We start from the raw sequence: 20,295 nt of genomic DNA, 5'->3' as shown, positions 1-20,295 counted from the left end.
TATTCTACATATCGCCTATCAACAAATAATAAACAAATGGAATGCGGCACGAAGCGAGCAAGAGAGTTGTCGAATCTCCGTACAGAATCTGGTATCATTAGGAGACCTATGTTTTAGAGACACCCTACTAGCAAATGAGAGGTACAACGATGACGCTCAAAACCAAATTTCTGATTTTAACGCTTGTGCTGGCGCTCGGAACGGCGGCGCTCGGCCTGCTGACGATCCGCTGGTACAACGGCTATTTCCCGTCTCTGCATCGGGCGGCGCCCGCCCTCGTGCAGGCGATCGCGCTGGACAAGTCACCTTCCCTCTACTACGGACTAAAGCCCGCCGCGGCCGATCCGTCCGGAATCTATTATCGGGACCGCGTACTGGTGCTCATGTATCACGACGTCAGCCAGGAGCCGACGGATATTACGTCGCTAAGCGCCGCGAATTTCGAGAAGCAGCTCGAATGGATGAAAGCCAACAACTTTAAGTGGATTACGATGAGCCAATACCGGGATTTCATTTTGCATTCCGCTCCGGTGCCGGACAACGCCGTGCTTCTGACCTTCGACGACGGCTACGAATCGCTGTACAGCCAAGCCTATCCGCTACTGAAGAAATACGGAGCTCCGGCCTCCGCCTTCCTGATCGTCGGCAAGGTCGGAGAGAGGAAAGGCGCTTTTCCGAAAGCGACTTGGGAGCAGGTCAAGGAAATGCGGCAGGGCGGAATCGAATTTTTCAGCCATACGTTCGACTCCCACAGCTACGTGCCGACCGCGCCGGGCAGCAATGCGCTAAAGCCGAAGCTCGCATGGAATATGTACTTGAAAAAAGAAAAGCGGATGGAAACCGAGGCAGAGTACGAGGAACGAGTGACCGAGGATTTGCGGCAGGCCAACGAGATTTTGCAGCGGGAGCTGGGCACGCCGAATTACGCGCTCGCGTTCCCGTACGGCGCGCATTCCCAAGCAGTGCTCGACATCTGCAAGCGGCTCGGCATCGACATCACCTTCACCGTAAGGTTGGGGCTTAACGCCGCGGGCCAGACGAACGGGTACCGCCTGAACGCGGGAGGAATGGATAACGATCCGGTCCTGCAGATCGAGCTGATGAAAAAAGCGGAGCAGCGGCTTAAAGCCAATTACTCCCCGTTCCTGTCCCCGGCCGCGCGCAAATACGTGTTCCTGGCTTCCTCTGTCGCCTTGCTGCTCGTCGGCTTTCTCTGGGCATGGACCGGATGGAAGCTGCTGCGAAGACGCAGCCGCGACGTCGGCTTGTAGCCGTTGGAACCATATAAAAGGCATGCATCCCCGGAGCAATCGCTTCGGACGTGCATGCCTTTTTCGTTTACCCTTTGACCGCTCCGGCGGTCATGCCCTTCATGATCTGCTCCTGGAACATCAGGAACGCGACGATCGTCGGAATGACGGCGATCGTCATCGCGGCCATCGTCAGTTTGTAATCGGTGGAATAGCCGGTGGCGAACACCGACAAGCTGAGCGGAACCGTCTTGAGCGCCGGTTTGCTGATGAAGATCAGCGCGAACGCGAAGTCGTTCCAGAACCGCAGGAAGCCGAGAATCGCTACCGTCGACAGCGCGGGAAGGCTAAGCGGCAGCATCATCCGGAAGAAGATGCCCCAGTAGCCGGTGCCGTCGATGAGCGCGGCCTCTTCGATCTCCTTCGGAATGACCGTCAGGAACGCCGCCGTTACGAAGATCGCGAGCGGCAGCTCGAACGCCGTGTACGGCAAGATCAGCGCCCAGTACGTATCGAGCAGCGATACCTTCTTCAGCATGATAAACAGCGGAACGAGCGTGCTATGAATCGGAATGAGCATGCCGAGCAAGAACAAGCCCATAAGGAAAGCCTTCAACCGGAACTGAAAACGCGCCAGCACGTACGCCGCCAGAGCGCCGAGCAGCAGCGTCAGCACGAGCGAGGCGATCGTCACGATCGTCGAGTTGATCAGCGAAGTGCCCATCGCGGATACTTTCCATGCTCGCGACAAGTTGTCCCAATGCCATACCTCGGGCAGGTAAAACGGCCGCGAGTCGAATTCCTCGTTCGTCTTGAAAGCGCTGGTGAACAGCCAGAACAACGGATACAACGTCACGATCGCGTACAGCGACAATCCGATATTAATCAACCCGCGGTTTATTTTCGCCCAGCCCCGTCCCGGACTAAAGGGAAGCTTCTGCTCCATCTGCATGTGTAACGCCTCCTATCGATAATCCCGTTTCATGAGATATTGGCTGCCGAGGATCAAGATCAGGCTCAAAATGATGATCGACGTCGATATCGCGCTGCCGTACCCGAAGCGGTACACGTTAAAGGTACTGTTGTACATGTAAGAAGCGAGTACCTCCGTCGTATGCGCCGGCCCGCCGCCGGTCATGACGTAGATCAGGTCGAACGCCTTCAAGCTTCCCGAGATACAGAGAACGACGACGACCTTGATCGTATCCCAGATCATCGGAAGCGTGATCTGAAACAGCTTGCGGGTCGAGCCTACGCCGTCGATCTGCGCGGCGTCGTTGATCTCGGAAGGAATGTTCTGCAAAGCCGCGATGAAGATGATCATATACGGGCCGATATAGTTCCAGATAATCGGAATCATGATCATGTACATGGAGACGCTCGGCTCCGACAGCCAGGCTTTCTTGAGATTCTCCAGTCCGACCGAATCGAGCAAGAAATTCAGAATCCCGATCTGAGGGTGGTAAATGTAACTCCAGATAATGCCGACTACGACGGATGACAGCACCATCGGCATAAACACCGAAGCCCGTATCATCTTCTGGAAAAGATTCGACCGCGTCAGCAGCAGCGCCAAAATCATCGCGATCGGCACTTGGCCGAACACGGACGCAGCGACGATCAACATATTGTTCTTGAAGCCTTTCCAGAAGATCGGATCCCGAACGACTTCCGCATAGTTGTCGAATCCGATGAATTTGGCAGCCCCGATTCCCTTCCAATCGAAAAATCCGTAATAAGCGGACCAGAAAATCGGAACGACGACGAAAAACAGATAGATCAGCAGAGCCGGTAAAATTCCGATGAGGATAAATCCTTTGATTCGCGCCGAAGTTGTCATGGTTCCCTCCTTGCAAGTCGCACGGCTTCGCCATCCTTGCCTTGGGACAGCGGGCTCGCGAGCGGTTAAACAAACCGATTCCAGAGCCGGGAAGTCCCGGCAGCTGGAATCGCGGTTCCGTTTCTTTACTTAGTCATGGCCAGTTCTTTGTCGTGCGCGTCCTGAATCTTCTTCGCGATCGCTTCCGGAGAACCGCCCATGAGCAGCTCTTGCAAGCCGTTATTCATGACGTCAGCCACCGCGGAGCTCAGACGTCCGTCGTATACCGGCGTCGTCGTTACCGTACCCAGCAAGCTGTAGACTTCCGCGAAAATCGGGGAAACTTTGGACTTATCCAGATCGACCTTGTAGCTGACCAGTTGGTTGCCTTCCAGCGTCTTCTTCTGAACTTCCGGGCTCGCCATCGTATAGATCAGCTTAAACGCGGCTTCCTTGCGGGCGCCTTCCACGTTTTTGCTCAGACCGAGTCCCGTTCCGACGACGCCGGATAGAGAGTTCGGGCTGCCCTTGCCGTCCGGTACCGAAGGAAGCACCGTCGCGCCCATGTCCGCCAGTGCTTCCGGGGAGGCGTTGGCCGCCAGGTTGGTCAGCGCCCAGCCTCCGTCGATCATCATCGCCGCTTTGCCTTGCGCGAACATCTGCTCCATCTGTGTATTGTCTATGCTGTTGAAGCCGTCTTGGAACGCTTTGGCTTCGGCCAGCTGCTTCAAATAGGCCAGCGCTTGAACGAATTCCGGATCGGTGAACTTCGCTCCGTCGCCCGCTACCGCTTTTAGGAACCATTCCGTGCCCGTCACCCGGTCGCCCAGGGAGCTGAGAATGCTGGATTGCGCCAGCCATGCCGCTTTGTTGCCAAGCGCGATCGGGGTGATCTTCGCTTTGTTGAACGTATCGACGACGTTCATCAAGTCGTCCCAAGTTTTCGGAGGCTGCACGCTCTGATCGGCGAACAGCTTCTTGTTGTAATACAGAATCGACGTCGGTGACAGCGCCATCGGAACAGCGTACGTGTTGCCGTCGATCGTGAAGTCGTTAAAGGAGTTCGGCAGGAAGCCTTCCTTCCATTCCGGCTTGCTGTCGATCAATTCGTTGATCGGCTGGAGCAGATCTCCGCCGTGGAATTCTTTGGTCATGACGCCCGGCCACATGACGAACAGGTCCGGCATTTCGTTCGCTGCCGCTACCGTCTTAAGACGAGCGCGGTAACCGTCAGGCGGGATGCCCTGAATTTCCAATTGAATGTTAGGGTTGTCCTTCTGGAACTGCTCCAGAGTGGCGCGCATCGTCTGCGCGCGCAAGTCGTCGCCCGTGTAGTTATGCCAGATGGACAGCTTGACCTTCTCGCCGGAAGCATTCGTCGCCGAAGCCCCGCTCTCTTTCGGAGAATTGCTCTTCTCGCCTGCTCCGCATCCGACCAGGGATACTGCCAAGCTTGCGGTCAGCAACGCCGTTAACCCTATTTTTCTCATGTGTTATGCCCTCCTTGTTTGTCTCTCGCTACACGTTCAGTATAAAGGGCGAAGGCAGTCGGGATAACGGGATAAACTTCGGGGCGATGGGGGTCATTATTCAGGTTCTCTCGGAGATTGCCGGTATTCGGACGGAGTTTTGCCCGTGTGCTTCTTGAACTGCTGCGTAAAATACTTGATATCCATATAGCCTACCCGATTGGCGATATCGGCCACCTTGATCGGCGTTCCGTGCAGCATTTCGGCGGCTTTGCGCATTCGCTCCTGGGTGACGAATTCCAGATAGGTCATCCCTGTCTCCCGCTTGAATACTTCGCTGAAGTGGTTCGGATTCGAATGCACGAATCCCGCCACCTGCTGCAGCGACAGCGGTTGATCGAGATGCTCGCGAATGTAGTCGATCGCCTTGCGGATATACGAAAACCGGGTCCGGTCCATCGATTGATGGTAGGCCGCCATGACCCCGGACAAGCTTTTGAACACTTCGTCCTCCGGACGCCCTCCCCAGTCGTAGACGGGGGGCTCGGGCACGAACAGCGCCTGCCCCTGGCCGGCAGCCGCCTCTCCGGTACGCGTTCTCTCCAGCCAGCGGTAGCCCGCGAGGACAACGGAATGGAGATAAGCTTGCAGCGTCGTCGGGGTTGCGGCGGAGTCCTCCACCTGCGCCCTTACCGTCTGGTTCGTCCAATGCCTTAGCCCGGTCGCGTCGTTGCTCATCAGCAGCGCCGACAGCTCGGCCTCTTCCTGCTCGGAGCAGAGCGTTCTCCCTCCCGCTCTCCCTTTAAGATCCTCGCAGGTAAACCGTCCGCTGCTGCCGATCAGTCCTTTGAACGAATAGATCCGCTCCGCCTCCGCATATGATTCCGGCAACTGTTCGTACCGATCCGTCGAGCGGCCGACCGCAGCGAACGTCTCGCACTTCAGAATTCTCTCCACATGCCTCATCGCCCTCGTCACAGCGGCTTCGCCGCCCGCCTCCGCTTCTTCGCGCAGCACGACAACGAGGCGCTCCCTGTCCGGCAGCGTGATGCAGGTCAGCAATTCATTCATCATGTTGTCCACGGCGCCGATCAGCAAACCTTCGAACCGCTTGTCTCCCCAGCCGGAAGCGGACACGATAACGACGCGCGCCGCTTCCGCTTCCTCGGTCCGGCCGCCCTCCTCCTTGCGCAGCCAGTCCCGGATGCGTTCGAACTCGGCCGCTCCGGCGCCCGGCATGCCTCCGCTCAGCAGCTTCATCAACGTCTGCTTGTTCAGCTCGTTGCGCTGCCGTCTCTCCTGCTTCAACAGCTCTCTTTTCTCCACGATGTTCTGCTTGGCCTTCATCGCCGCCTTGATGATTTCCTCCGGACGGCTCGTCTTCAGCAAATAATCGGTCACACCTCCGCGAAGCGCCTGCTGGGCGTACGAGAAGTCGTCGAATCCGGTGAGAATGATCACCTCGGTGTCCGGCAGCATCGCCTTGACTTCCTTCGCGAGCTCGATACCGTCCATGCCCGTCATGCGAATGTCGGTCAGCAGAATGTTCGGCTCCTCGGTCGGAATCCGTTCCAGCGCCTCTTCGGCGGAAGCCGCGGGAGGGATAAGCTCCAGACCGAGCTCCTTCCAGTCGATTACCGTACACAGGCCGTTGCGGATAATCACTTCGTCGTCCACGATCATGATTTTCACGGTTGCCCCTCCTTAAACGGAATCAGAAACGAGATTCGCGTGCCGCGGTTCGGCTGGCTGTCGATCGTCAGCCCGGAACCGCTTCCGTAATGCAGCCTGAGGCGCCGATGAACGTTCAGCAGGCCGTAGCTGCCGGTATTCGGCCTAGCCGGCTCTCCTGCAGGAGAACTCGTGTCCGAGTCCGCCATCATCCGGGCCCGGATGCCGCGCAGCGTCGCTTCGTCGATACCGATTCCCGTATCCTCCACGACGAACTTCATGACGTCTCCGTTCCATTCGCCGTGCACGAATACTTGCCCCTTCTCTTTCTTTTTCTGAATGCCATGGATCAGACTGTTCTCGATGAGCGGCTGGAACAGCAGCTTGAGGATCGGCAAGTCCATCATCTCCGGGTCGACGAAAAATTCGATCTCGAATTGGTCGGGAAAACGAATCGACTGAATGTACGCGTAATTTTGCGCATGCGCGATCTCCTGGCGAACGTGGCAATATTCCTCGCCCTTGTTCAGGCTGAATCTCATAAAATCGCTGAGCGCCCCGACCATCTCGGCGATCTGCTTGTCCTTGTTCATGAGCGCGATCCACTGAATCGACGAGAGCGTATTGTACAGAAAATGCGGATTGATCTGCGCCTGCAGCGCCTGCATGTCCGCTTCTTTCTTCTTGGCCTCGTTTTTCTGAACCTGGGTTTTAAGCAGGTCGATCTTGTCGCCGAGCTTGTTGTAGCTGCGAACGAGCAGCCCGATCTCGTCGGTGCTGCGGATCGGATAGAGCGGAATCGGATCGTCGGGATTCACGTCCTTCAAATACTTCGTCAGGCCGGTCAACGGCTTGGTCACCCATTGGACGAACAGCAGCATAAGCCCGACGGCGAGCACGAGCGCGATTCCGGTCGCGAAAGCGGTGACGTTAAGCACGTAAGCATTCTGCGCCCCGTACACCTGCGTCGGAATGAAGCCGACCAGCTTCCAGCCCAGATTCGGAATCGTATTGTACAGAATCGTCTTTTGTTCTTTTCCCGTGCCGTACTTCAGCACCCCGCCGGCTTCGTTCAACGGCTCCATATCCGGCATAACCTCGGCCATCGGCTTGGACAGCCACGACGGATCGCCTCCGGAGACGGAGATGATTCTGTCTTCCTTGTCCAGCAGCAGCACGTAACCGCTCTTCTCCCAAGCAGCCTCGTTAATGAACCGTTCGATCTCCTTCTGGTCGAGGCTGACCGCGATCCATCCGATCTCCCGGAAGTTGTAGAAATTGCGAATCGGCCGCACGATCGAGATGACCTGCTTCACGCCCTCGTTCGTCTGGTTCGTATAGAGGGACGTCCACCATTTCGATGTTTTCCGATAATCCATCTTGAACTGCTCCAGCAGCGGAGCGAGCCCGGATTCGAGAATGGTCGAGTTGGACAGCTCCGGCTTGCCGTCGAGCGGCTTGATCGTAATGTTCGAGATGTATTTTTTGGAAAATGCCAGGTTGGTGAGCGTCCCGATAATCAAGGAATAGCGCGTAACGTCCTCCGTCTTGTTGTCCAGGTAAAGCTGTATGTCCTTCTCCCCAATCAGGAAAATGGACATGTTCTCCACGTCCTGAATGACGAATTCGAGCTTGTCCTTGATCTGCTTCAGCGTGTTCATCCCCGACTGCTTCGCCTTCTCCTCCGTCACGGAAGCGGCGATCCGGTAGGACACGATGCCGGTAATCAGCATCGGAAGCAGGATCGCGAACACGAGCAGCAGCGTTAATTTGCGTTTCAACGAATTCGCGAACCAGCGTCTCATTTCGCTCCTCCCCCCCTGCTATCAACTTATATCAGTATTCCAAAGCCCAGTAAATTCGACACGAATTGCCGAATTCCTCACGATCTGGCAGGTTTACTCAACCGCTGGTTGCAATCGCCCGTTTTACATGCAACTTCTAATCGGATTACCTTCGTTCTCGTACATGCTATAGTGTATTTATCGGTCTCATCTTTCGGAGAGGAGAATAACGAATGCTGGATTACTCTGCAATCGGACGGAATTTGGGGGAGCTGCGCAATAAATCGGGCAAAACTCAAATGGAGTTGGCCAAACTGTTGAACGTATCCCATCAAGCCGTATCCAAGTGGGAACGAGGGCAAGCGCTTCCAGGAATCGAAAGTTTTCTGATCCTGAGCGACGGCGTTTGCCAACGAATGGTTGAGCATACGCTATTCCTCCAGCATTGCCGAGGCTATAAGAAAACTAACCGGAAAATCGGATCTTAAAATCTGTTTCCGATCGAGAAGTCAGGGAACGACGGCCTGACTGACTCCTAAAAGGAAAGGGCATCCGCTTACCCCCCGGTCCAGCGAAGCCCCTTCGGAAAATGGTTTTTGAGCGTGCCGTCCGCCAGCTTGCCCCAGCCGATCGAATAGCCGTCGACCTCGACGAGATGCCAGCCCTTCGACCCTTCGGCCTCCAGCGCTTCTCCCTTCAAGTAAGCGAGCATCCGCGTGGAATCGGATGACAAGCTCAAGCGGTTGCGGACCTCGTCTCCTCTAAGCGACAATGCGAGCGCATGCGAGGGCTCGAAGCGGTTTTTCTTGAGCGTGCCCAGATGCCAGCCCGGACGGACGACCTTCAATTGATCAAGCGAGAGCATCCCCGCCGGCATAATGTACAGCTGATCCCCGAACAGGGTGAATTCTCCCGCGGGCGTCACCGTCAGCGTCTCTTCGGCGAATGTGAAGTAGTCTTTTAACGCTTTGCGGTCGGTCAAGCCCTTCGCATATTTGCGTCTCACAGTCTCCTCTTCCCCGTCCGCCTTCCTCAGCACGGCAGCATAGTGACCCTCGCCGCGAATGCGGTGCGGCCACAGCCGCAGCGTCTCGCCGATGCCGGGAGCGGCGTCCGCCGTCCAATCCGCCCGGCCATGGTCGAACCCTTCGTAAGCATGCGCGTCCTCGATCGTAAATTCCGGGTGAAGCTCCACGAATCGGCTGATCGCTCCTTCGTTCTCCTCCGGCGAGAACGTACAGGTCGAATAGACGAGCCGGCCGCCGGGCTTCAGCATCTTCGCGGCGCTCGCCAGAATGTCGAGCTGCCGAGTCGCGCACATCGCAACGTGATCGATACTCCACTGCGCGCAGGCGTCGGGATCTTTGCGGAACATGCCCTCTCCCGAGCACGGGGCATCGACCAGAATCCGGTCGAAGAACACCGGAAACCTGTCGGCGAGCTTGTCCGGCATCTCGTTCGTCACGACCGCGTTGCGGACGCCCAGCCGCTCTACGTTCTGGGACAAGATCTTGGCCCGGGCCGGATGAGGCTCATTGGCGACGAGCAGCCCCTCCCCGTTCATCCGGCCGGCCAAATGCGTCGTCTTCCCTCCCGGCGCGGCGCACAAGTCGAGCACCGTTTCTCCCGGCCGAGGATCGACAAGCGCACCGACCGCCATCGCGCTGGGCTCCTGAATATAGATCAGCCCGGCCTCATGGTAAGGGTGCTTGCCCGGCCGATCCTCCTTGCCGTAGTAGAATCCCTCAGCCGCCCAAGGCACTCCGCTCAAAGCGAATGGAGCGATCCGGGCCAGTTCCTCCGCGGAAACCTTTAACGGATTCACCCTCAGCCCCTGGGCTTTATCTTCCTCGTAGCTGGCGATGAAAGCCTCGTATTGTTCGCGCAGAAGTTCTTTCATTTTATCCAGAAAAAGTTGCGGCAACTGCATGGCGGTATCCTCGATCGTTTATTTGGGATTTAATCTTACTATAACTCGGCCGATCGTCACAACAAGAGACGCGGAATCGCGGAACGACTCGAAAGGATGTGCTTTTGCGAGATGAGCTTGGCGGCGGTTTCGGTTAAAAGGGGGCGGGGAGGAGGTTGGTGCGGAAGGAAAGCGAGCTTGTCGGGACTAATCGCCGCAGGCACGGGCTTTCGGTCCCAGCCTGCGGCAATGGAGCGCGCTCGGGATTAAACCTCCACCGTCTCGATCGTCGCCCCGTTTCTGAGCGTATTGCCGATCGTGCATACTTCTTCGGCGGCTTCGATCAGCTCCCGCTTGTAGGCCTCGTCCAGCGAGGAGGGCAGCTTAAGCGTCACCTTAAAATCCGTGAACCGGTCCGTCACGCCTTTCCCCTTGCGCACCGTCACATCGATCTGGATCTCCGAGGCGTCGTAGTCGATTTCGTCGTGGGCCAGCTTTTTCTGCATCGAGATCGAGACGCACAGACCGAGCGCCGCTTCCAGCAGCTCCTTCGGGTTAAGCCCGCTCAGGTTCGGTCCGGTGCTTCCGATGACCTGCAATCCCGCTCCGTTGTAAATGACGTTCTGGCCTTGCGTGATTTTCACCGTTGTCATCGCTGTATCTCTCCTTGGATGTCATATTAAACGTAGTGGCAGGCGACCCGATGGTCCGCCCGTACTTCCCTGACGACAGGCGGCTCGACCTTGCACTTGTCCGTCGCCAGCGGGCAGCGCGTGTGGAACACGCAGCCATGCGGCGGGGACAGCGGAGACGGAATCTCGCCCTTCAAGATGATCCGCTCCTTCAGCCGGCTGCGGGTATAGTCGGGCACGGCCGACAGCAGCGCTTTCGTATACGGATGCTGGGGGGCCTGGAACAGATCGTCCGTCAGCGCCTCCTCGACGATCGTCCCCAGGTACATGATGCCGATGCGGTCGGAAATGTAGCGGACGACGCTGATGTCGTGCGTGATGAACAGCATCGTCAAGCCCAGCTCCGTCTGCAGTTCGCGCAGCATGTTCAGAATTTGCGACTGAATGGACACGTCCAACGCCGACACCGGCTCGTCGCAGATCATGATTTTCGGATTGACGATCAGAGCGCGGGCCAGTCCGATCCGCTGCCGCTGCCCTCCGGAAAATTCGTGCGGATAGCGGAAATAGTGCTCCGGCTGCAAGCCGACGACTTCGAGGATGCGAAACACTTGCTCCTGACGCTGCTGCCGGTCGCCTATCTTATGAATAATGAGCGGCTCTTCGAGAATGTCGCCGATCCGCTTGCGCGGATTCAAGGAAGAGAGCGGGTCCTGGAACACGAACTGGATCTCGTTGCGGAACTTGCGCAGCTCCTGCTTCGACAGCTTGACGAGATCCTGCCCCCGGTAGAGCACCTCTCCCGAGCTGGCGGGCGTCAGGCCGAGAATGGCGCGCCCCGTAGTGCTCTTGCCCGAGCCCGATTCGCCGACGAGGCCGTACGTCTCCCCTTCGTACAGGCGAAAGGACGCTTCCCTGACCGCATTCACGTAAGCTTTGGCCCCGAACAGCTTCCCGAACGAACCGTATACCGGAAACTTCTTCACGAGTCCGTTTACTGCCAATATCGGTTCAGCCGCCGACCGTTTCGCCATCGCCGCTCCTCCTCTCTTCCAGACGGTTGATCTTCTCGTAATGCCAGCACTTCACCCGATGCCGCTCGTCCGCCAGAACCATCTCCGGGTCTTCGTTGCGGCACTTCTCGTCGGCATATGGGCAGCGGGTCGAAAATCCGCAGCCGCGCGGAATGTCGAACAGCGAAGGAACGGTCCCTTCGATGACGTGCAGCTTCTCGCGGCGGTCGCCCTCCAGCTTCGGAATCGACTTCAGCAGCCCCCGCGTGTACGGATGCAGCGGAGATCGGAACAACTGCTCCGTCGTCGCCTCCTCGACGATCCGTCCCAAGTACATCACTTTGACGCCGGTGCAAATTTCCGATACGACTCCGAGATCGTGCGTAATGAACAGCACGCCCATGCCGAGCGTCCGGTTGAGCTCCGTGATCAGCTCCAGAATTTGCGCCTGGATCGTCACGTCGAGCGCGGTCGTCGGCTCGTCGGCGATGAGCAGCTTCGGCTCGCAGGCGAGCGCCATCGCAATCATCGCGCGCTGCTGCATGCCACCGGACAATTGGTGCGGATAATCGTCCACCCGCGTCTCCGGCGAAGGAATGCCCGTCAGACCCAAAATCTCGATCGCCTTCTTGCGGGCCTCTCTCTTCGATAGCTTGCGGTGAAGGCGAAGCGCCTCCTCGATCTGATTGCCGATCGTATATACCGGATTAAGCGAAGTGAGCGGGTCCTGGAAAATCATCGAGATATCGTTGCCGCGAACGGCCCGCAGCTTGGACAGCGGCATGTCCAGCAGATTCTCGCCCTCGAACCGAACTTCTCCCTCGTACTCGACCGAATCGGTATGCTCGAGCAGCCTTAAGATGGACTGGGACATAACGCTTTTGCCGCAGCCCGACTCGCCTACGATGCCGATAATTTCCCCGCGGTCCATAGAGAAGCTGACCCCGCCGACGGCCGTCACTTTTCCCCGCTCCGTATGAAAATGCGTCTTCAAGTTTTTGATTTCCAATAGAGGCGCCTGGCTCATATCGCACCCTCCGTCCCGTTCGATGTCATGATTTCTTCTGCTTCAGCTTCACGCGAGGGTCGAGAAAGTCCCGCAAGCCGTCCCCCAGCAGATTCAAGCCGAGAACGGACAATATGATGAATACGCCTGGGAACACGACCATCCACCAAGCCTTGTAGATAACCAGCTTGCCGGCATGGAGAATGTTGCCCCAGCTCGCTTCCGGAGCCGGAATGCCCGCCCCGAGGAAGCTCAGCGCCGCTTCGGAAATGATCGCCTCCGCGAAAACGAACGTCGCTTGAACAAGCAGAGGGGACAGCGTGTTGACGGCGATATGCTTCCAGAGAATGCGAGAGTCGCTCGCCCCTTGGGCATGCATCGCTTCAATATAAGTCTGCTCCCGGACGACGAGCGCCGACGAGCGGACGACCCTGGCAATGTTCGGCGTGAATACGATCGTCAGCGCGATAATGACGTTCATCGCGGACGCGCCCAGCGCGGCCATCAGGGCGATGGCGAGCAGCACGCCGGGAATGGCGATCAAGCCGTCGCAGATGCGCATTAAAATATGATCCAGCGTCTTGTAGTAGCTGGCGTAAATTCCGATCACGAGACCGAGCAGCGAGGACAGCAGCGACACGATCAAGCCGACGCTGACGGATACTCTCGCGCCGTAGACGATTCTCGTCATCAGATCCCGGCCGAATTCGTCGGTTCCGAGCAGATGGGCGCCGCTGGGCGGCTGAAGACGCTCGGTGACTTTCATCGCGTACGGGTCGAACGGCATCAGATAAGGCCCGATCGCCGCGATCAAGATGAACAGCGCGAACAGGACGGCGCCGATAACCAAGCCGTAATTGCTTCTGAACCGGCGGAAGCGCAAGGCTCGCTGCTCTTTTTTCAGCCGCCTGCTCATCGCGATGATGTTTTCTTTCGCCATGTTGCCCTCTCCTCCCTATTTGCGGTCCAGGCGTACGCGCGGATCCACCGCGCCGTACAGCAGGTCGACGATCAGATTGATGCCCACGTAGATCAGCGTGACGATCAATACGACGCCCTGGATGACGGCGAAATCCCTGCGCACGACCGAATTCAGGATGAGCTGGCCCAGTCCGGGAATATTAAAAATCGACTCCACGACGACCGCACCCGTCACGAGCGTGCCGAACGTCTGGCCGATGACGGTCAGAATCGGCAGGAACGCATTGCGGAAGGCGTGCTTCGTCAGCACGGTCAGCTCCCGCAGCCCTTTGGAACGGGCCGTCTTAATGTAATTCAGGTTCAAAATGTCCAGCATGGACGAGCGGGTCATTCGCGTAATGAGAGCCGCCTGAATGGCGCCCAGGGAAAGACCCGGAAGAATCAAATATTGCAGATGCTCCCACAGCCCCTTGCTCAGCGGCTCGTACCCCGCGACAGGCAGCCATTGAAGCTGTACGCCGACGATCAGCATCAGGAACAAGCCGAGCAGGAAGCTCGGAATCGCGAGTCCGAGCAGCGACACTCCCATCAGCGAATAATCGACGGCCGTGCCCCTCTTGTACGCGGCGATCATGCCGAACGGAATCGCCAGCACAAGCGCGATCGCTTGTCCGAGAATCGCCAAGGAAAGCGTAGGGCCGATATGCTCGGCGATCGCTTGTCCGACGGACTGGCGCATGAAGATGGAATCGCCCAGATCTCCTCTGAGTACGCCCGAAACCCAGTGGATATACTGCTCGTGCACAGGGCGATTCAACCCGAGCTGCTCGTTCAGCGCCTGAATATCCGCCTCCGAAGCTTCGATGCCCAGCATCGCGGCCGCGGGGTCGCCCGGCGTCAGGTGAATGATCAGGAAGATTGCGACGGTGACGACGAACAATACGGGAATCAGAGACAGAAGCCTTTTCGCAATGTAAACCAGCATGAAATCTCCTCGTTCGTTGTCGAATAAGTTGGCGTCTACGATTGTATTCCATTATTGCCGATTCATCAATACAAGGAGGGTGTCGGCTAAGTTACGAAGTAACTTGTCACACCCTCCTCTAATGGAGACGACTATCTTATTTCGCGCTTATTTCGCGATTTTCGCGTTCCACACCAGCGGAGTTTTGAACAGCTCGAAGCCTTCCAAGTTCTTCGACGTCGCCACGAGGATGTTGTAATGCCCGATAACCGTGGACGAACCGAATTCGTACAGGAACTGCTGCAGCTTCTCCCATTCCGCCTTGGCCGCTTCCGGAGTGGCCGCGCCGCGAATGTCGATCAGCGCCTGCTTCACGGTGTCGTTGTTCAGACCGGCCCAGTCCGGGTTGACGGCGAGCAATTGCGGAGGAGTCGGCTGATAGCCCGTGCTCGCTACGAACAGATCCCATTTGCTGCGGTCGTTCTTCGTCTCCAGGAACGTCGGGAAGTCGAAGTTGTCGACTTTGACGTTCATGCCGATCTGGCGAAGCTGCTCTTGAATGACCAGCGTAGCCGTGTACATCTCGGCGTAATCTTTCGTCGTCAGCAGCGTGACTTCTTCTCCGTTATAGCCGGCTTCCGCGAGAAGCTTCTTAGCCTTCTCTTGGTCGGCTTGGTTGTAGTACTCCTTGCCGGCGTCGTTCGCCCATTGCACTTGGCTGCTGCTCAGGTAACCCGGAGCGAGCGAGTACAGCTCCGGCTTGGCGAAGCTCGCCAGCAGGATTTCGTCGTTGTTGAGCGCCGCGATAACCGCTTGGCGGATCGTCTGATTCGCGAACAAGCCTTCGGAGGTGTTCAGGAACGCGGTCAGCGCCCCGCCCGGGAACGTCTGCACGTCTACGTTCTTATCGGCGGCAAGCTCGTCGTAGCTCTCGATCGGAATGCTGTCGGCCACGTCGTATTTGCCGGTCTTGACGCCCGCGATCCGCGTCGCATGGTCGGTGACGAAGTGGAAATACAGGTTTTCCGTAGGCGCGTCCTTGCGTCCGTAGTAGCCGCTCGGCTCCGCCTCGATGCCTTGGTAATCTTCGTTTCTAACCAGATGAATATACTGATCCTGCTTCCATTCCTTGAACTTGTAAGGACCTGTGCCGATGTACTCCGTAATGCCTTCCGGAGGCGCGGATTCCACGATCTCCTTCGGCAGGATCGAAGGGAATTGCGCTTGGGAAGCGATCAGAATGAGCACGTCCGAAGCCGCCTTCTCGACCGTTAATTTTACCGAATAAGCGTCGACCGCTTCGAACTTCGCGTTCGTCAGCAGCACCTTGGCGCGGGACGACGTCGTGAGCCAACGGTTCATCGAGGCGACGACGTCTTCGGAAGTCATCTCTTTGCCGTTGTGGAACTTCACGCCTTGGCGCAGCTTAAACGTATACGTCAAGCCGTCCTCGCTTATTTCCACCGATTCCGCCAGCTGCGGCTTCGGCTCGTAGTTAGCGTTCAATGTGTACAACTGTTCGAAAATGTTGCCCGCCGTATCCAACGCTACGGCCGATACCGTGATCGCGGTATCCAAAGTCGGAGGCTGGGCCGTGAGGGCGATGTTCAGTTCGTTCTTATATTCCTTGGCGTTCTGCTCCTGAGACGGGCTGGCGCTGCCGGCCGGACTCTGCGAAGCATTCTGGCCGCCGCTGTTCGAATTGTCTTTACTGCATGCGGCCAGCACCGTTGTTAACAATAATACCAATGCCAGCAAGCTGATCTTGTTGAATTTCATTCTGTCGTTCTCCCCCTGGTCGTAATGCGAAGTTTTCGGAATTTTTAGAAAACACACTATTCCGAGTTGATATAATGGAATACTAAACCATTTTACTAGGGTTGTCAACGACAAAAATAGCCCAATCCTCATAGGACTTGGGCTTTAAGCGCGCCGGCGGGCCCGGACTCGTCAACAATTTTTTTAATCCTGACAAACAGGTGTCAACAAAGGGCGGTTATGATGATTTCAGACGGCGGGTTCGCCGGTTCACTTAATCGCGAAGGGAATGGAACATCTCATGAGTAAAGAGAAAAATAAAGTCGGGTTCATTATGGCGGGGCTTCTGCTCTCCATCCTCATGGCGTCGATGGACAACACGATCGTGGCTACGGCCATGGGAACGATCGTCGGGGAGATGGGCGGGCTGGACAAATTCGTCTGGGTGACGTCCGCTTATATGGTCACGGAGATGGCGGGGATGCCGATCTTCGGCAAGCTGTCCGACATGTACGGGCGCAAGCGGTTTTTCATCTTCGGCATCGTCGTGTTCATGATCGGATCGGCCCTGTGCGGCACGGCCGACTCCATCGTGATGCTCAGCATCTACAGAGCGGTGCAAGGGATCGGCGCAGGCGCCATGGTATCGATCGCGTTCACGATCCTGTTCGACGTCGTGTCCCCAGAGAACAGAGGGAAAATGATGGGGATGTTCGGAGCTTTGTTCGGCCTGTCGAGCATAGCCGCGCCGATGGTCGGCGGGTACATCACGGACCATCTGCGTTGGGAATGGATCTTCTACATCAACTTGCCGCTCGGCTTGATCGCGTTCGTACTGATCGCATTGTTCTACAAGAAGTCGGCCGCCCATTCCAGACAAAGCATCGATTACTTGGGCGCGACGCTGCTCGTCGGAGCGATCGTATGTCTCATGATGGCTTTGGAGCTCGGCGGAAAACAGTATGCTTGGGGCTCGCCCCAGATTCTCGGACTGTTTGCGGGTTTCCTCGTGTTGGCGCTGCTCCTGATCTTCGTGGAAAAAAGAGCGGCCGAACCGATCATCTCCTTCCGGATGTTCCAGAACCGGCTCTATACGACGAGCAACGTCATCGCCATGTTCAGCGGAGCCGCCTTCATGTCCGCGTCGGTGTTCATTCCGATCTACATCCAGGGCGTGCTGGGAGGCACCGCGTCCAATGCCGGACTCGTTCTGCTGCCGATGATGATGGGCTCCGTAGTGACGGCTACGCTGGGAGGTTTCCTGATGACGAAGCTGTCCTACCGGACGATTCTGGCGCCCCCCCTCTTCCTGCTCGTCGCCGGGCTCATTCTGCTGACGGGGATTACGGCGGAATCGCCGCGCGTTCTCGTCACCGTCTATATGATTCTGATCGGTCTCGGCGTAGGCGCGACCTTCTCCGTTCTCAGCACGTCGGCCATTCAATCTTTTCCGGCGACGCAGCGCGGAGCCGCCAACTCTACGCTTAACTTCAACCGTTCGCTCGGCATGACGCTCGGAATTACGATCTTCGGCATCATTCAAAGCCACTTGCTCACAGGCAAATTGACATCGGCATTCGCGAGCGGCGGATCCTCTTCCGTGCCAGCGAACCTAGACTACGGCGATCCGTACGTCCTGTTGAATCCCGAGCTCAGCCAAACCTTCGACGCCGGCGTGCTGGACGTCGTCCGGTCGGGGCTCGCTTCATCGATCGGCGCGACGTTCGCATGGGCGCTCCTTCCCGCCATTCTTGCCTTGGTGACCGCCCTGTTCATGAGCAACGAGAAGCTCGACCCGGCGGCAGAGATCGACAGTTACGCGACGGCGCATTGACGGCGCCGGAAGTTACGATCGGGAGGAACGGATATGAAGCTCGAACGAATGATGGCGATTACGATTCTTCTCTTGAACAGAAAGCGAGTGCAGGCGAATGAGCTGGCCGAGCGGATGGAAGTGTCTCTGCGCACGATCTACCGCGACCTGGAGTCGTTAAGCCTGGCGGGAATCCCGATCGTCTCCTACACCGGAGCCGAAGGCGGCTTCGAGATCATGGACAGCTTCCGGCTGGACCGGCAGCTGCTGTCCTTCGCCGAGCTTGCTTCGCTGTTCACTGCCCTGAAGGGGCTTCAATCGACCCGTGCGTTGAACGACTCCGGCATGGAAGCCCTGCTCGGCAAAGTCGGCGCGCTGCTCTCGCAGGCGGAACGTGATCGGCTATCGGAGCGCCAGCAGGTTGTGGTCGACTTTACCCCTTGGCGCAACAGCGAGGCCGAGCGCCGCAAATACGAGACGCTGCAGACGGCGACCGCCGAGACGAAGCTCGTCCGCTTCGCCTACACCGACAGCCAGGGAGGCGAATCGGAACGCTGCGTCGAGCCGATGGGGCTGGCCCTCAAGGGGTACTCCTGGTACCTTCACGGATATTGTCTGACTCGCGAGGATTATCGGATCTTCAAGCTCTCGCGGATTCGGGATTTGCAGATGCTGGCCGAAAGCTATCGGCGCAGGGGAGCGGATCTGGCCGAGCTAAACAGACGGATGGAGGCGCCCGTGGAGCGAGCGGCGCCCTGCGTCGATCTGGTGCTGCGGATTTCGGGCGAAGGAAAGGTAGCGGCCATCGACTGGTTCGACGAGAGCGAGATCGAGAAGCAGCCGGACGGCTCGCTTCTCGTGCGAACCTCTCTTCCCGAAGGAAAACGGCTGATCGGACTTCTGCTTCATTCGGGGACCGATGTCCTTGTGCTGGAGCCCCCTCGCATTGCCGAGGAAGTAAGGAAAACGGCGCTGGAAATCGCGCAGATGTATTCGGCTTCCCAAATCAACGAATAGAAGGAAGGAAGAGTTGGCTATGGATCTTCAAGGCAAAGTGGCGATTGTTACGGGAGGCTCGCGGGGAATCGGCCGCGCCTCCTCCCTACTGCTGGCCGAGCGGGGTGCGCGGGTAGTCGTCAATGATTCGGCGGCGAATTCCTCGGCCGCTGAACAGCTCGTAGAGGAGATAACGGCCGGCGGCGGGGAAGCAATGGCGCTTCAAGCGGACGTTCTTCGAGAAGAGCAGTTTTCGCGCCTGGTCGGCGAGGTTCTTGCCTCGTACGGCCGCATCGATATTCTGGTGTGCAACGCCTCCATCGACTTCGAAGCCGCACCATTCGCGGACCTGACCTGGAGCTCGTTCGCGGCGAAAGTGCTGCACGAGTTAAAAGCCGCGTTCGTGCCGACCCAAGCCGTCATGCCCTATATGATGGAACGGCGATACGGCAGGCTCGTTTACGTATCCGACACGTTGGGCAAAGACCCTTCGCCCTGCATGATCTCGCAAGGCACGGCCAAGGGCGGCCTCAATTCCTTCGCCGCTCACCTCGCGCAAGAGCTCGGAGTGCAAGGCATTACCGCCAACGTCGTTGCGCCGGGCCACGTGAATGCGGAAGCGGACGGCGGCGAGCTGTCCGAGCACGAAAGGGAAGTCGTCGGCCGGTTCACGCCTCTTGGTCGCATAGCCGAACCCGACGACGTGGCCTCGGTCATCGCTTTCCTGGCGAGCGACGACGCCCGGTTTCTGACCGGTACGTATACGCCCGTCACCGGCGGATTAACGATGGAGTGAACGGCCGCCGCCTCAACGGGAATCCGATGGATCGCCGACAAAATAGTCGCCAGCGCGGACATCGTCTTGGCGTTTGCTTTCGTGACGGGCTCTCCGCCATAACGAGCAAGCAGCGCCTGATGTCCGCTGGCGTCGATTCCCCAGCCGAGCGTCTCCGGCACTGCGACTCCCCGCTGGCTCAAAGCCGTAAGCAACCGATATAGAAACCCAATATCCGGATTGGAGTCTTTGTTCCATATTTTCAGCACGAAGCTGTCCCGCTCCGTATCGATTCTCGCAAATAGCATCGGAATTCGCTAACGATCGCGGGAACCGTACAAGCGACTCGGCCTGACAGCGACATAAACGTGGAAATCCCTCTGGCACGCGCGGCAGCGACTGCCAGAGGGATTGGTTCTACATATGCCGTCTCGCTTCGAGCGGATGGCCGATCGTCGGGAACTCCGCGATGCGCAGCTTCGCGCCGCCGTACGGCACGAGCTCAAGGTCCGCGT

General features: G+C 57.7%; 17 protein-coding genes and 1 pseudogene. 5 read left to right on the top strand and 13 right to left on the bottom strand.

Going from position 1 to position 20,295, the window contains the following annotated elements:
- Nucleotides 1-149: 149 nt before the first annotated feature.
- On the top strand, nt 150-1,271 hold the full coding sequence (locus ACESLM_RS03080) for a polysaccharide deacetylase family protein (RefSeq protein WP_372629897.1): 1,122 nt from the start codon (nt 150-152) through the stop codon (nt 1,269-1,271).
- A gap of 67 nt (nt 1,272-1,338) precedes the next feature.
- Here ACESLM_RS03080 and ACESLM_RS03075 read toward each other — a convergent pair whose 3' ends face one another.
- The 5 genes from ACESLM_RS03075 to ACESLM_RS03055 all read right to left on the bottom strand — a co-directional run bounded on the left by ACESLM_RS03075 (nt 1,339) and on the right by ACESLM_RS03055 (nt 8,014).
- A complete protein-coding gene (locus ACESLM_RS03075; protein ID WP_372629967.1) occupies nt 1,339-2,196 on the bottom strand; it encodes a carbohydrate ABC transporter permease in 858 nt (285 codons plus the stop codon).
- A gap of 18 nt (nt 2,197-2,214) precedes the next feature.
- Complete coding sequence (locus ACESLM_RS03070) at nt 2,215-3,090, bottom strand: carbohydrate ABC transporter permease (RefSeq protein WP_372629896.1); 876 nt, start codon at nt 3,088-3,090, stop codon at nt 2,215-2,217.
- Nucleotides 3,091-3,215: 125 nt separating this feature from the next.
- On the bottom strand, nt 3,216-4,559 hold the full coding sequence (locus ACESLM_RS03065; protein WP_372629895.1) for an extracellular solute-binding protein: 1,344 nt from the start codon (nt 4,557-4,559) through the stop codon (nt 3,216-3,218).
- A gap of 96 nt (nt 4,560-4,655) precedes the next feature.
- A complete protein-coding gene (locus ACESLM_RS03060; protein ID WP_372629966.1) occupies nt 4,656-6,221 on the bottom strand; it encodes an AraC family transcriptional regulator in 1,566 nt (521 codons plus the stop codon).
- Between the two features lie 5 nt (nt 6,222-6,226).
- Nucleotides 6,227-8,014, bottom strand: a complete 1,788-nt coding sequence (locus tag ACESLM_RS03055; protein WP_372629893.1) for a cache domain-containing sensor histidine kinase — start codon at nt 8,012-8,014, stop codon at nt 6,227-6,229.
- A gap of 212 nt (nt 8,015-8,226) precedes the next feature.
- On the opposite strand from ACESLM_RS03055, the gene ACESLM_RS03050 reads away from it, so the two are divergent.
- A complete protein-coding gene (locus ACESLM_RS03050; protein ID WP_372629891.1) occupies nt 8,227-8,481 on the top strand; it encodes a helix-turn-helix domain-containing protein in 255 nt (84 codons plus the stop codon).
- Between the two features lie 68 nt (nt 8,482-8,549).
- Here ACESLM_RS03050 and ACESLM_RS03045 read toward each other — a convergent pair whose 3' ends face one another.
- The 7 genes from ACESLM_RS03045 to ACESLM_RS03015 all read right to left on the bottom strand — a co-directional run bounded on the left by ACESLM_RS03045 (nt 8,550) and on the right by ACESLM_RS03015 (nt 16,217).
- Nucleotides 8,550-9,923 carry an RsmF rRNA methyltransferase first C-terminal domain-containing protein gene (locus tag ACESLM_RS03045; protein WP_372629889.1) on the bottom strand — a complete coding sequence of 458 codons (1,374 nt, stop codon included), beginning with the start codon at nt 9,921-9,923 and terminating at the stop codon, nt 8,550-8,552.
- 245 nt (nt 9,924-10,168) lie between these two features.
- Nucleotides 10,169-10,555 carry an OsmC family protein gene (locus ACESLM_RS03040; protein WP_372629887.1) on the bottom strand — a complete coding sequence of 129 codons (387 nt, stop codon included), beginning with the start codon at nt 10,553-10,555 and terminating at the stop codon, nt 10,169-10,171.
- Nucleotides 10,556-10,581: 26 nt separating this feature from the next.
- The gene (locus ACESLM_RS03035) at nt 10,582-11,568 is read right to left on the bottom strand and encodes an ABC transporter ATP-binding protein (protein ID WP_372629885.1); all 987 of its coding nucleotides are present in this window, start codon (nt 11,566-11,568) and stop codon (nt 10,582-10,584) included.
- On the bottom strand, nt 11,546-12,574 hold the full coding sequence (locus ACESLM_RS03030) for an ABC transporter ATP-binding protein (RefSeq protein WP_372629883.1): 1,029 nt from the start codon (nt 12,572-12,574) through the stop codon (nt 11,546-11,548). The genes ACESLM_RS03035 and ACESLM_RS03030 overlap by 23 nt, the downstream gene beginning before the upstream one ends.
- 25 nt (nt 12,575-12,599) lie before the next feature.
- The gene (locus ACESLM_RS03025; protein ID WP_372629881.1) at nt 12,600-13,493 is read right to left on the bottom strand and encodes an ABC transporter permease; all 894 of its coding nucleotides are present in this window, start codon (nt 13,491-13,493) and stop codon (nt 12,600-12,602) included.
- A 15-nt stretch (nt 13,494-13,508) separates the two neighbouring features.
- Nucleotides 13,509-14,459 (bottom strand): ABC transporter permease, encoded by a 951-nt coding sequence (locus ACESLM_RS03020; RefSeq protein WP_372629879.1) that lies wholly within the window; start codon nt 14,457-14,459, stop codon nt 13,509-13,511.
- Between the two features lie 147 nt (nt 14,460-14,606).
- Nucleotides 14,607-16,217 (bottom strand): ABC transporter substrate-binding protein, encoded by a 1,611-nt coding sequence (locus ACESLM_RS03015; protein ID WP_372629878.1) that lies wholly within the window; start codon nt 16,215-16,217, stop codon nt 14,607-14,609.
- A 280-nt stretch (nt 16,218-16,497) separates the two neighbouring features.
- Between ACESLM_RS03015 and ACESLM_RS03010 the strand changes: the two genes are divergently transcribed.
- Genes ACESLM_RS03010 through ACESLM_RS03000 form a run of 3 tightly spaced genes read left to right on the top strand, consistent with a single transcriptional unit; the run spans nt 16,498 to nt 19,801 of the window.
- The gene (locus ACESLM_RS03010; protein ID WP_372629876.1) at nt 16,498-18,030 is read left to right on the top strand and encodes an MFS transporter; all 1,533 of its coding nucleotides are present in this window, start codon (nt 16,498-16,500) and stop codon (nt 18,028-18,030) included.
- Nucleotides 18,031-18,063: 33 nt separating this feature from the next.
- The gene (locus tag ACESLM_RS03005; RefSeq protein WP_372629874.1) at nt 18,064-19,026 is read left to right on the top strand and encodes a helix-turn-helix transcriptional regulator; all 963 of its coding nucleotides are present in this window, start codon (nt 18,064-18,066) and stop codon (nt 19,024-19,026) included.
- 19 nt (nt 19,027-19,045) lie between these two features.
- A complete protein-coding gene (locus tag ACESLM_RS03000) occupies nt 19,046-19,801 on the top strand; it encodes an SDR family NAD(P)-dependent oxidoreductase (RefSeq protein ID WP_372629965.1) in 756 nt (251 codons plus the stop codon).
- 17 nt (nt 19,802-19,818) lie between these two features.
- Here the strand turns inward: ACESLM_RS03000 and ACESLM_RS02995 are convergent.
- Nucleotides 19,819-20,088: pseudogene (locus ACESLM_RS02995) on the bottom strand (aminoglycoside phosphotransferase family protein); the annotation flags it as partial.
- Nucleotides 20,089-20,295 lie beyond the last annotated feature (207 nt).

The sequence above is a fragment of the Cohnella sp. genome (assembly GCF_041641335.1).
Taxonomy (GTDB): Bacteria; Bacillota; Bacilli; order Paenibacillales; family Paenibacillaceae; genus Cohnella.
The sequence above is the reverse complement of the archived record's forward strand: the minus strand, read 5'-3'. Positions and strand labels throughout refer to the sequence as shown.